Raw genomic sequence first — 12,417 nt, 5'->3', positions numbered from 1 at the left:
TGGAGGTCGGGAGGTGTTTTCGTGCGGCCGCGGTTCACCGTCCTTGCCGCGCTAGCAACAGGTATCGGGCTCGGCCTCGCCGGGTGCGGGCAGCAGCCCGCGGTGACTTCCCACGCCAGACAAGAAGGTCTCGCGACGGTCAGCGCGTCGGAGGCCGACCCCGTCTCCGCCTGGGCCGAGGGATACTGCGGCGCGGCGGGCGGACTCGTACGGACGCTGGCGACGTTGCCCAGCGTCGATCCGAGCACGCCACAGCAGGCCTCCCGGACCTCCGGTGAGCTGATGGCCTCGGTGGTCGAAGGGCTGAAGCGCACTTCGGCGGCGCTCGCGAACCTCGGCCCGGCCCCTGTCGCCGGTGGTGACGCTTCACGAGCGGCCGCCGTCGCTCAGCTCGACGGCATCAGTGCCCGCGCCGACGACGTCCGCCTCCGTCTCGACTCCTCAACCGACCCCGAGACGACGAAAACGGCGCTTCGCGACGCGAGGACCTCTCTCGACGAACTCGACCGCCTCGACCTTCTCAGGGGCCTTAACGACGTCCCTCAGCTCGCTTCGGCCGGCAGCCGGATCCCGGTCTGCCAGGAATTGGTCAAGCAACCGCGCTGAGTCATCGCGCTGTCACTGGCCATGACTCGAACTTGTGTTCTATTGTGTCCGGGTGGACGGGACGATCTCGCTCTTCTCGGCGGAGGCGAGCGGGCCTGGGCTCGCCGACCTCGCCGGAGTGCTGTGCGGGCCCGGGCGGACGACGGGCTTCGGGCGGACGGCGGCACGGCTGTCCGCCGTGGTCGACGAGCCTTGGCGGGCGGGTGCCCTCGCCAGGGAATGTCGTCGTCGCGGCGTCCAGGCGCAGGTCTCGGCCGCCGAATGCGGGCGGCCGCTCGTGAGAACGCCGTTCCGGGTCGATCTGCTGCCGTTGGAGCAGCGCTGGCGCAGTGGTGAGAAGAAGGTCTTGCCGGACGGGTTCCGGCTCGACGGGGCGATGCTGAGGATGTGGGCGCTGGCGGGCGGGAGCCCCCAGGGCAACGGCTACCTGCTCGCGCTCGATCCGGAGGCGCCGGAGACGCATGAACGGCTGATCGTCGCGCTGGCCCAGCTGGGCGTGCCGGCGAAGGTGCAGAAGGGTGAAGAGGCGCTGTTGCGGGTCACCGGACGGCGTCGGCTCGCGCACGTCTTGGAGCTGATCGGGGACGCGCCCGCCGGGGCGGAGCCCGCCTGGCCCAGTTTGGTGCCCGTCGTGCGCGCTGGTTGAACCCCGCCGAGTGCTATGAACGGGCCGTTCATAGCACTCGGCGAGGCGAGAGAAGTCAGGGTTTCGGTGCCTTGCAGTTCGGGTTCGCCAGGTCCAGTTCACTGTGGGAAAGGCAGGAGGTCAGCTGATAGGTCTGTTCCCCGTAGTTGATGCCCTTGCGCACGGTCACCTTCCCGGCGGCGTCGACCTCGCACGGGTTGTTCATCGTGCACCGCTGGCCGCTTTCGTTGCCGGTGTTGTTGACGCCGACGACCTTGCCCGTCGAGGTCTCGACGATCGGCGACCCCGAGGTCCCGCCGATCGTCTTGCACGCCGGGGTGTACCTGATCGAGTCCTTCCAGACCCAGTCCGCCTCGTGCAGCTCGTGGACGAAGCCGTCGACGTTGCAGGAGTAGATCTTCTTCCAGTACCCGGACACCACGTCCATCGCGACGCCTGCCGACGGACGGGTCGGCGAGAGTGTCAGCGGGGCGATACCGTAGGTCGACTGGATCTTGGAGTAGCTGGTGTTGAGCTGGTAGAGCGAGACGTCCGTGTCGGTCATCGTCGCGTAGAGCAGCTTCTTCGCCTTGAGCGTGCCCAGTGACGAGCGGCCGTCCTTGGACAGCAGGTTGAAGGTCCGTGATGAAGGCTGATTGACGAGTACTTCTCCGGGTTCCGGGAAACCTTCCAGCAGGCAATGCCCGTTGGAGAGGACGAGGGCCGGGTCGCCGAGGCTCGCCTCGGGCGGCTTGACCACCGACCCGGAGCAGTTCGACAAGGCCACGGTTCCGGCGAAAGTGGTCGTCGCCGCTTCCGCGGGGGCGGCTCCGACCAGGGCGGATGCGGTCAGCATGGCGAACAGTGTGCCGAGGAGTCGTCGGGTCACGTGGAGTCCTTTCGGGTCGGCGTGGATATCAAGTGAAGCGTTGGCGGCCACGGTGTCACCACCGTCGAACGGAGGGTGTTCACCCCGTCACGCGGTACCCCAGGCGGACGTGTCGGACATCACGTGCTAGGTGTTGAAAGGAAACATCGACGAGGTCAGCGGCGATGCGCTGGACACACGATCGGCGGCGTGTTGCACCACCTAGCCGTGGTCGGGGCGGTGCGAGCGTGCACACTGACGGGTCGAGAGGCGGCGCGAAGGCGCCGAAGATGAGCGGAGAGCAGGACAGCGTGGCAGGAGCACGGACGAAGAAGAGCGCGGCGTCGGACGACGGCGCCGGCCGTCGTCGGCTGGTGATCGTCGAGTCGCCTACCAAGGCCCGCAAGATCGCCCCGTACCTCGGCGGGAACTACGTCGTGGAGTCCTCCGTCGGACACATCCGCGACCTTCCCCGCGGCGCGGCCGACGTGCCCGCCCAGTACAAGGGTGAGTCGTGGGCGCGGCTGGGTGTCGACGTCGACAACGACTTCAAGGCGCTCTACGTCGTCACACCGGACAAGAAGTCCAAGGTCACCGAGCTGAAGAGCCTGCTGAAGGACGTCGACGAGCTCTACCTCGCGACGGACCCCGACCGCGAGGGCGAGGCCATCGCGTGGCATCTGCTGGAGACGCTCAAGCCGAAGGTCCCGGTCCGCCGGATGGTCTTCCACGAGGTCACCGAGCAGGCGATCCGCGCCGCGGCCGACAGCACCCGTGAGCTCGACGGCGACCTGGTCGACGCACAGGAGACCCGGCGCATCCTGGACCGGCTCTACGGCTACGAGGTCTCACCCGTGCTGTGGAAGAAGGTCATGCCGAAGCTTTCGGCGGGCCGCGTGCAGTCCGTGGCGACCCGGATCGTGGTCGAGCGGGAGCGCGAACGCATGCGCTTCACCTCGGCGTCGTACTGGGACATCTCGGCCACGATGGAGAACACGGCCGCGGGCACCGAGAACGGCGAGCCGCGCAACTTCCCGGCCAGGATGATCGCCGTCGACGGCGCGCGCCTGGCCACCGGCCGTGACTTCGGCTCGGACGGGCGGCTCAAGGCCTCGAACAACGAGATCCGCGTGCTGGCCGAGGCCGACGCGGTCCGGCTGGCCGAGGCGCTGAAGAACCGTGACTTCAAGGTCGCGAGCGTCGAGGAGAAGCCGTACACGCGCAAGCCGTACGCGCCCTTCATGACCTCGACCCTGCAGCAGGAGGCGGGCCGCAAGCTGCGGTTCACCTCCGAGCGCACCATGCGGATCGCGCAGAAGCTGTACGAGAACGGGTACATCACTTATATGCGTACCGACTCCACGACGCTGTCGGAGTCGGCGATCTCGGCGGCGCGCAGCCAGGCGACGCAGCTGTACGGCAAGGAATACGTCTCGCCGTCGCCGCGCCAGTACACCCGCAAGGTGAAGAACGCGCAGGAAGCCCACGAGGCGATCCGTCCCTCGGGCGAGGTTTTCCGCACGCCGGGCCAGGTCGCGAAGGATCTGGACACCGACGAGTACCGCCTTTACGAGATGATCTGGCAGCGCACGATCGCGTCGCAGATGGCGGACGCGAAGGGCACCACGATGTCGGTGCGCATCGTCGGCACCGCCACCAGCGGCGAGGAGTGCACGTTCGCCTCGTCGGGCCGCACGATCACCTTCGCCGGGTTCCTCAAGGCGTACGTCGAGGCCGTCGACACCGAGAGCGGTGGCGAAGCGGACGACAAGCAGAGCCGGCTGCCGCAGCTGGTCAAGGACCAGGCGCTGAAAGCCACCGAGCTGAACCCGGACGGGCACACCACCTCGCCGCCGGCGCGGTACTCGGAGCCCAGCCTGGTCAGCAAGATGGAAGAGCTGGGGATCGGCCGCCCGTCGACGTACGCGTCGATCATCAAGACCATCCAGGACCGCGGCTATGTCTGGAAAAAGGGTTCCGCGCTGGTGCCCTCCTGGGTCGCGTTCGCCGTGATCGGCCTGATGGAGCGGCACTTCGAGCGGCTGGTCGACTACGACTTCACCGCCGGTATGGAAGACGAGCTCGACCGCATCGCCGCCGGCAACGAGCACCGGACGCAGTGGCTGTCGAAGTTCTACTTCGGTGGCGACATGGGCGTCGACGGCTCCGTCGGCCGTCTCGGTGGGCTCAAGAAGCTGGTCGGCTCGGGTGTCGAGGACATCGACGCCCGCGAGATCAACTCGATCCCGCTGTTCAGCGACGCCGACGGCCACACCGTCGTCGTGCGCGTCGGCCGCTACGGCCCGTACCTCGAGCGCGAGGTCGACGGCGCGTCGCAGCGGGCGAACCTGCCCGAGGACATGCCGCCGGACGAGCTGACCCCGGCCATCGCGGAGAAGCTGTTCGCGACGCCGCAGGAAGGCCGCGTGCTCGGCAAGGACCCGGTCAGCGGGCACGAGATCGTGGCGAAGGAAGGCCGCTTCGGCCCGTACGTCACCGAGCTCCTGCCCGAGCCGGAGCCGCTGCCCGAAAGCGCGACAGCCGCGCAGAAGAAGGCCGCGAAGGCGAAGCAGCCGAAGCCGCGTACGGGTTCGCTGTTCAAGTCGATGTCGATCGAGACGATGAACCTCGAAGACGCGCTGAAGCTGCTCTCGCTTCCGCGCGTGGTCGGCAAGGACCCGGAATCCGGCGACGAGATCACCGCGCAGAACGGGCGCTACGGGCCGTACCTGAAGAAGGGCACGGACTCGCGTTCGCTCACGACCGAGGACCAGCTGTTCTCGATCACGCTCGAAGAGTCGCTGAAGATCTACTCGGAGCCGAAGCAGCGTGGCCGGTCCGCGACCGCGAAGCCGCCGCTCAAGGAACTGGGCGACGACCCGGTGTCCGGCAAGCCGATGGTGGTCAAGGACGGCCGCTTCGGCCCGTACGTGACCGATGGCGAGTTCAACGCGACACTGCGGAAGTCGGACAGCATCGAGGAGCTGACCGCCGAGCGCGGTGCCGAACTCCTGGCGGAGAAGCGCGCGAAGGGCCCCGCGCCCAAGCGCAAGGCTCCGGCGCGGAAGCCGGCGGCGTCGAAGACGGCGGCCACCAAGACGACCGCGGCCAAGAAGACCACCGCGACCAAGACCGCGGCCACCAAGACGGCCGCGACGAAGACGGCGGCGACCAAGACCGCGGCGGCGAAGAAGCCTGCTGCGCGCTCGACGGCCACGAAGACGAAGTAGCTCACTTACCGCAAGTGTCATGAAGGGTCCTTGTAGGACGAATTTCGTCCTACAAGGACCCTTCATGGCGTCCGGGGACGGGTGAAAACAGAGCCCCGGCACGCGACGCGTTCGACCGGCCGGCACCGCTGCGCTCGCCGACGAAGCGAGGGGGCTCAGCGGAACGGATCTGTCGTCCGGCGACCGCTCGCCGACCGCTCACAGACCAGCCTCACCCATTCGAACAGAAGTTCTAAAAATTGTCGGTACCAGGGTGTTCAATGGTCAGGTGAGCACATCAACGACCGCTGTCTTCGACGTCATCGACGAGGTCATCGCGCCCCTGGCAGCCGAGGTTCCGGAGCGTCCCTCGGTGATGGAGTTCTACGATCCGGAACTCGCCGTGCCGCCGGTGCTGGCCGACGAGGAGCCGACTCCAGGGCTCACCCTGGCCGAGGAGGTGGAGCAGTACACCCGGTTCGTGAGCGGGATGGCGACGATCGGGCTGGCCCCCGGTGGTGAGGTCACGCCCGAGGCCGTCGGGCTGTATCGCGCGCTGCGCGGCGGGTTCATCCGCGGCGTGGTGACCGGGGTCTTCCCGTCGCGTGAGGAGCCGTGGGAGGTCCGGTTCTTCGGCGACGAGGACTACACCACGGTGCTGAACAAGCTCGGCAAGCGAGCGCGGCTGCGGTCCGGTTTCCTCAGCGCGCTGCCGGGCTGGGTGTTCGACGGGCTGCCCGACCATCCGACGGGGCCGGGCGAGACCGTGCGCATCGAAACGGACACGGGCGGATTGATCCCGGTGCAGGCCCGGGAAGCCGTCGAGGTGATCCGTGCGGGTGCTTCGCGGCCGCGTCACGGCACGGTCCTCGTCGATCTCGCGGTGCGGAACTCCATCCTCGCCGAGTATCCGCACGGCGCTTTCGGCCTGGTGGACAACGACCTCGGCCGATACCAGTTCAGCGCGGCGATGGACGCCGACGGCCGCTGGACGCTCACTTGGGGCCCGGCCAGCCGGTCGATGGCCGAGCAATGGATCGTGAAGGCGGTGCAGAACCATGCGTGAACCGAAGACGGTGAAGGAACTGATGAGGCGCGCCGCCGCGCCGGTGCTCCGCGCGGTGCCCGAGCGCCGGAGCGTGTATCTGGGCTACGACCCGGAGATCACCGACGACGAGATCCGCCGTCTGTGCCCGTCCTACGACGAGCCGGCGGATCTCGTCACCCAGGCCGAGCGATACGCGGCCAAGGCGGCGATGCTCGAAGAAGCCGGGCTGATGGAGAACGGCGAGATCCATCCAGCCGCGCTCCAGATGCACGGCGTGATGCTGCGGGGTTCGGTGCGAGGCGTCCTCACCGGCGTCTTCGCGTCCGCGCCCCGTGCGGTGCGGGTCGATTGCTACGGCGACGGGCACCAGGCCGTCGTCTGGCGGATGAGATCGGGGCGGCGGACCACGTTCAGCCTGAGTGACTTCGGCGAGTTGGGCGCCCGTGTCTTCGGCGGGCTCCCGCACGTCCCCGCCGGTGAGACGCAGCCGATGCGCATCAGGATCGACGGGCACGGCGTGCCGCTGCCCGGTCAGGAGGAAGAGGTCGGCCTGGTCGCCGACACACTCGACCGTCCCCGGACCGGGACGGCGATCCTCGATCTGGTCGCGTTCGGCGGACTGAACGCCGAGTACCCGGACTACGGATTCGTGATCGTCGACAACGATTTGGGGAGGTTCGTGGTGTACGCCGCCCCTTCCGAAGGGTGGCTGATGTTCGGTGGAATGGACCGCCGGGCTTTGGCGGGCTGGCTGCACGAGGCGGTGGACTTGAGCCGGACGTAGCCGCCGGGACGAGGGGGCGGGAATGGATCTGGACCATCGGGCGGCCGACGCGTGGTTCCGGCGGCGAGGGCTGCCGATGGTCATCCATCGGCGGAGGCGCGGAGCGGGCATGTTGCGCCGTTCGACGCCCGGGTTGGTGTTCCTGTGCCTGCTCGACCTGCTGCTGGCCGGGCTGCTGAAACTGCTCGACGTCCCCGAGGACGTACTCGAAGCGCGGATGCGCGACAGCGGGCTCGCGTACGTCCTCGGCGTGCTGGCGCTGGCGTTCGCCGTGCTCGTGGTGCCGGTGATCGCCGGTCGCCTGATGGTCAAGCTGCTCCGGGGGCTGAACCGCACCCGGGTCCGGTTGGCCGTCATGGCGGCGACGATCGGCTTCTGGGTGCTGGTGCTGCCGCTCGGTGAACGTCTCACCGGGCTGGTGTCGTGGGACAACCCGCTCTGGGTCGCCGTGCTCACCAACCTCGTCGCGCTGGCCGTGCTGATGCTGCTGGTGCGGATCGGCGTCGGCTCGATCCTGACCTGGGCGGCGCGGAGCGCGGTGTCGCAGGTCAGGGCGATCGGCACCCTGGCGTCGAGGGCGTTGCCGCTGCTTCTGCTGGTGGTGATGTTCAGCTTCTTCACCGCCGAGCTGTGGCAGGCCGTCGAAGGGCTGAACCCGGGGCGGTTGTGGCTGGTGATCGGCTTCCTCGTCCTGATCGGCGCGGTGTTCCTGGCGTCGATGCTGTCCGACGAGATGAAGGAGCTGAAGTCCTGGACCGTGGAGCCGGGGGCGGCCGTCCTGCGCGGCACGCCGTTCGACGACGACACACCCCCGCCGCGGCGGCGCGCGCTGGCGAAGACGGAGCGGCTGAACATCGCCTTGGTGCTCTTCTTCGCCCAGGCGGTGCAGATCGTGGCGTTCGGGGTGCTGGTGTTCGCCTTCTTCATCGTGTTCGGGGTGCTGATCCTCCGGCCGGAGGTCGTGACGGAGTTCGCCGGCCGGGAATCACCGCCCGGAACACTGCTGGGTGTCCCCCTCCCGGTGAGTTCCGCGCTGATCAATGTCTCCCTTTTCCTTGCCGTTTTCTCCGGTTTGTACTTCGCCGCATCAACCGCGACAGATGCCCGGTACCGGCGTTCTTTCTTCGAGCCTTTGCTGGAAGATGTGAAGATCAGCCTCGCGGCGCGTGACATTTATCTGGCCCATTGGGCGGATGCGCGACGGGCCGAGGTGGTTACCCTGGAAGCAGAGGACATTCCGTAGTGAGGTGGTCACCATGAGCGGGAAGGGCGAAACTCCCTTCTACGATGCCCCCGACTTCGTGAAAGGCGATGGCACTCAGGCACATCCTCCGGGCGACACGTTCGCCGATCCACTGTCCGGCCTGGTCACGACGGCTCAAGCGAACCCGTCGGCCGGGTCCGACGAGATCCACGTGCAGGTGCCGGGACCGGTCCAGCACGACCCCGAAGTGGTCAGCAGGATGGTCGACGCGGCCATGCTCGCGGACGATCGGCCCGCCGAAAACCCGGGCACCGAACAGTCGTCCGCGAAGCTCATCAACACGGTCGGTGAGCAAGGCGCTGCGCCGATCGGGATCCTGCCCCAACAACGCACCTGGCCGTCGAGGCCTTCTCAGCTCATCCGCCAGCCTCGTCGGCTGAAGCAGGAAGAGCCGGTCGAGGCCGACGAAGAGGCCGAGGCCGAAGTACAGCGCGCCAAGCGATCGATGCAGATGCCGAGGATCGGCAAACCGTCGTCGAACACCGCCGGCGTGATGATCGCGATCGCCCTCATGATCGTCTTCGCGGTCCTCGCCATCCAGCTGCTGGCCAGCCTGTTCAGTAGCATCTCGGGGATCTTCGGGTAACCCGTCCGGCGGTAGCGCCGGACGGGCCCGTCCACCTCCACGTCACCCATCGGGATACCCTGGCCATACGGTCGGGGGACTCGGCGTTGACCCGGGTCGCGCCCGGCGACGCGTGACTAGTGGGGTGGGCGTATCAGCGAGGGCGTGCAGTCGATGCCCGAAGCGGGCTCGGATGGTTCGACGGGGCGTGACGCTTCCACCATGCACCGCGCGCGGCGGGTGCTGGCGATCAAGCCGTTCCGCCGGATCTGGGGTGTCTCGTACCTGTGCAGCGTCGCGGACTGGCTGAACCTCCTGACGCTGACCGGTCTGGTCACCAAACTGACCGACAACTACGCGGCGCAGAACTTCGCGTTCGTCGGTGTCGTGCTGACCTCGCTGCTGCCGGGGCTGCTGTTCGCCCCGCTCGGCGGGCTGCTCGCCGACCGGTTCGACCGGCGCAAGGTGATGGTGCTCTGCGACCTCGGCCGGTGCGGGTTCCTGCTGTCGATCGCGTTCGTCGGCACGCCGTGGTGGGTGTTCGTCGGCAACTTCCTGGTCGGCTGCTGCGCGATGATGTGGATCCCGTCGAAGGACGCGGCGGTGCCGAATCTGCTGCGCCGGCCGGATCAGGTCGAGACGGCCAACCAGCTCGGCATGGTGATGACCTACGGCCTCGCGGTGATCACCGCGGCCGGGGCGAACGCCGTGCTCACCGGCAGCAACACCACGTTCCACTTCTTCCAGGGTGACGCCCAGCTCGGCATCGCGAAGGTCGCCGTCGTCATCACCGGTCTGCTGTACCTGACCAGCGCGATCGTGATCGCCACCCGGATCCCCGAGCTCTCGCTGCGCAACGTCCACTCGGTGGAGAAACCCAAGGTCAAGTCCGCCGAAGAGGAGAAGTTCGGCTTCCGCCAGATGATCGCCGACGGCGCCCGCTTCGTGCGGACGACGCCGTTGGTGCGCGGGCTGATGATCGGCGCGTTCGGCGCTTTCGCCGCCGGTGGCGCGGTGATCGGTTCGGCCAAGCCGTACTCGTCCAGCCTGCTCGCCGGTGACGCGGCGTTCAACCTCCTCGTGCTCGCCGTCTTCCTCGGGCTCGCGACCGGTATGGCCTTGGCCCCGAAGCTCGCCCGGCGGCTCGCGCACGACCGGCTGTTCGGCATCTCGATCGTCGCCGCGGGGCTGTGTCTCGTCGTCGTCGCGCTGTCGCCGCACCTCGCCGTGTCGCTGGTCGCTGTCGCCGCCGTCGGTTTCTGGGCGGGGACGGCGTTCCTGACCGGTGTCACGATCATCGGTTCGCGGATCGAAGACTCCATCCGCGGCCGGATCAACGCGATCTACCAGGCACTGATGAAGATCGTGCTGTTCGGCTCGACGGTGCTGGTGCCGCTGCTGATCAGCGCGGTCCAGAAGACCGAGATCAGCTTGTGGGGCGGCACGATCACCATCGACGGCACCCGGCCAGTGATGATCGGCGGTGGCGTCTTCGCCCTTGTCGCGGGGATCGTCGCCTACCGGCAGATGGACGACAGGCGGGCCGAGCCGATCCTCGCCGACCTCCGCAACGCCCTGCGTCGTAGTCCGCGCCGGGTGAACGGGCTGCTGATCGCGCTCGAAGGCACGCGAGCGATCAACACCGAGATGCAGGCCGCGCGGCTGGCCGAGTGGCTGGGCGGCGGTACGCGTCCGGTCGTCCTGGCGGCCGATCCGGCGCTGGACGATCAACGGCTCGCGAAGCTCGTCTCCGGTGCTTCGCTGTCCGGTGCGCGGGCGCAGGCGCTGGCCGCCGCCGCGGTGCGGGCGGACATCGTCGAACGGGATATCCAGCCCGCGCTCGACGCCGGTTCCGTCGTGGTGATGGAACGGTTCGTGGACTCGCCGCTGGCGCATCTGTCCGCGGTCGCCGGGCTGGACAGCCAGGAACTCGAAGGGCTCGCCGACTGGGCGACCGGCAGGTTGCGGCCCGACATCACCGTCCTGCTCGACGCCGATCCCGGCACGGTGATGCGGAAGTCGGAGTCGCTGGACGCGCAGTGGCGGGTGCAGCATCTGCTCACGGAGATGGCCGCCGCCGATCCGGACCGGTATGTGGTGGTCGACGCGGACGGTACCGAGGACGAAGTGAGTGACCGGGTGCGGACCGCGATCCGCGCGGTGCTCGTCGGCAGGCTCGCCGGGCTCGCTCCGACGGAGGAAAAGGTCGAAGCGAGATGACGGAAGCCCCTGTGCTGATCGGTGTCTGGAAGCAGCTCGTCGGCCAGGAGCCCGGTGCGCGCACGCTTTCTTCGGCGTCGACGGCGGCCGCGCGGATCATCGAGAACCAGCCTGTCGCGCCAGGGGCGATGACCCACGCCTGGCTGGTCACCGGGCCGCCAGGGTCGGGGCGCTCGACCGCCGCGAGGGTTTTCGCGGCCGCGTTGCAGTGCAGCACCGGTACCGGCTGCGGTGAATGCCCCGGCTGCCGCACCGTGATGGCCGGTACGCACGCCGACGTCAAGCTCGTCGCGCCCGAAGGTCTTTCGATCTCTGTCGCCGAGATGCGTTCGCTGGTCCAGGCCGCCGCGCGCCGTCCGACCACCGGGCGGTGGCAGGTGGTGATCATCGAGGATGCCGACAGGCTGACAGAGGGCGCGTCGAACGCGTTGCTGAAGGCCGTCGAAGAGCCGCCGGACCGCACGGTGTTCCTGTTGTGCGCGCCGTCGGATCATCCGGACGACGTCTCGGTGACGATCCGCTCGCGGTGCCGTCTGGTGACTCTGCGGACGCCGCCCGCCGAAGCGATCGCGCAGGTGCTGGTGGAACGGGACGGTATCGATCCCGAACGCGCGCGGTGGGCCGCGTCCGTCTCGAGTGGACATGTCGGCCGTGCGCGGCGACTCGCCACCGACGAGGCGGCCCGGCAGCGGCGGGCGACGGTGCTGCGGATCCCGCTCGGCCTGCGCCGTCCGTCCGATGTGTTCACTTGCGCCGATCAGCTGATCAGCGCGGCCGAGGCCGACGCGGGCGAGGAAAGCAAGGTCCGCGACGAGGCCGAACGTTCCGAACTTCGCACCGCGATGGGCGGTGACGGCATCGGAAAGGGCGTCGCCGGGGCGAAGCGCGCCGCCGAAGCCGCTGTGAAGCAGCTTGAGAAGCGCCAGAAGTCACGGGCGACCCGGACCCAGCGGGACACCCTCGATCTCGCGCTGGTGGACCTCGCCGCGTTCTACCGGGACGTGCTGGTGACCGCGAGCGGCGCGGGCGCGACGCTGAACCACCCCGACCACGCCTCGGAAATCTCGCAGGCCGCCTCGGCCTGGGCGCCCGACTCGATCCTGCGGCGTCTCGAAGCCGTCCTGGAATGCCGCGAGGCGATCGACCTGAACGTGAAGCCACGAATCGCCGTGGAAGCCATGGTCACGACCCTGCGCCAAGGCTGACCCCGCACCTCACTCCGCACCAC

Annotated in this window: 10 protein-coding genes; 9 read left to right on the top strand and 1 reads right to left on the bottom strand. The window is 68.5% G+C overall.

Annotated features, from left to right (window positions below; all coding sequences use genetic code 11):
- Positions 1–21: 21 nt before the first annotated feature.
- Together ACZ6YV_RS25515 and ACZ6YV_RS25510 are read left to right on the top strand one after the other, a co-directional pair.
- Entirely contained in the window at positions 22–606 is a 585-nt protein-coding gene (locus ACZ6YV_RS25515; protein WP_465512011.1) for a hypothetical protein, read from the top strand.
- A 34-nt stretch (positions 607–640) separates the two neighbouring features.
- Positions 641–1,252 (top strand): hypothetical protein, encoded by a 612-nt coding sequence (locus tag ACZ6YV_RS25510; protein WP_465512010.1) that lies wholly within the window; start codon positions 641–643, stop codon positions 1,250–1,252.
- Between the two features lie 55 nt (positions 1,253–1,307).
- Here the strand turns inward: ACZ6YV_RS25510 and ACZ6YV_RS25505 are convergent, their stop codons facing one another.
- Positions 1,308–2,120 (bottom strand): S1 family peptidase, encoded by an 813-nt coding sequence (locus ACZ6YV_RS25505; RefSeq protein WP_465512009.1) that lies wholly within the window; start codon positions 2,118–2,120, stop codon positions 1,308–1,310.
- A 269-nt stretch (positions 2,121–2,389) separates the two neighbouring features.
- On the opposite strand from ACZ6YV_RS25505, the gene topA reads away from it, so the two are divergent.
- From topA to ACZ6YV_RS25470, 7 genes are all read left to right on the top strand, one after another.
- Complete coding sequence (gene topA, locus ACZ6YV_RS25500) at positions 2,390–5,329, top strand: type I DNA topoisomerase (RefSeq protein ID WP_465512008.1); 2,940 nt, start codon at positions 2,390–2,392, stop codon at positions 5,327–5,329.
- Positions 5,330–5,582: 253 nt separating this feature from the next.
- Positions 5,583–6,374, top strand: coding sequence for an ESX secretion-associated protein EspG (locus ACZ6YV_RS25495; protein ID WP_465512007.1), 792 nt, complete (start codon positions 5,583–5,585; stop codon positions 6,372–6,374).
- Positions 6,367–7,140, top strand: a complete 774-nt coding sequence (locus ACZ6YV_RS25490; protein WP_465512006.1) for an ESX secretion-associated protein EspG — start codon at positions 6,367–6,369, stop codon at positions 7,138–7,140. The genes ACZ6YV_RS25495 and ACZ6YV_RS25490 overlap by 8 nt, the downstream gene beginning before the upstream one ends.
- A gap of 22 nt (positions 7,141–7,162) precedes the next feature.
- Complete coding sequence (locus tag ACZ6YV_RS25485) at positions 7,163–8,383, top strand: hypothetical protein (RefSeq protein WP_465512005.1); 1,221 nt, start codon at positions 7,163–7,165, stop codon at positions 8,381–8,383.
- A gap of 13 nt (positions 8,384–8,396) precedes the next feature.
- Entirely contained in the window at positions 8,397–8,990 is a 594-nt protein-coding gene (locus ACZ6YV_RS25480; protein WP_465512004.1) for a hypothetical protein, read from the top strand.
- A 144-nt stretch (positions 8,991–9,134) separates the two neighbouring features.
- Positions 9,135–11,189, top strand: coding sequence for a bifunctional MFS transporter/dTMP kinase (locus tag ACZ6YV_RS25475; protein ID WP_465512003.1), 2,055 nt, complete (start codon positions 9,135–9,137; stop codon positions 11,187–11,189).
- The gene (locus ACZ6YV_RS25470; protein ID WP_378245051.1) at positions 11,186–12,394 is read left to right on the top strand and encodes a DNA polymerase III subunit delta'; all 1,209 of its coding nucleotides are present in this window, start codon (positions 11,186–11,188) and stop codon (positions 12,392–12,394) included. The genes ACZ6YV_RS25475 and ACZ6YV_RS25470 overlap by 4 nt, the downstream gene beginning before the upstream one ends.
- The last annotated feature ends 23 nt before the right edge of the window (positions 12,395–12,417 follow it).

The sequence above is a fragment of the Amycolatopsis sp. NPDC102522 genome (assembly GCF_055584485.1).
Note: the sequence above shows the minus strand (reverse complement) of the source record. Positions and strands in the feature narration are given on the sequence as shown.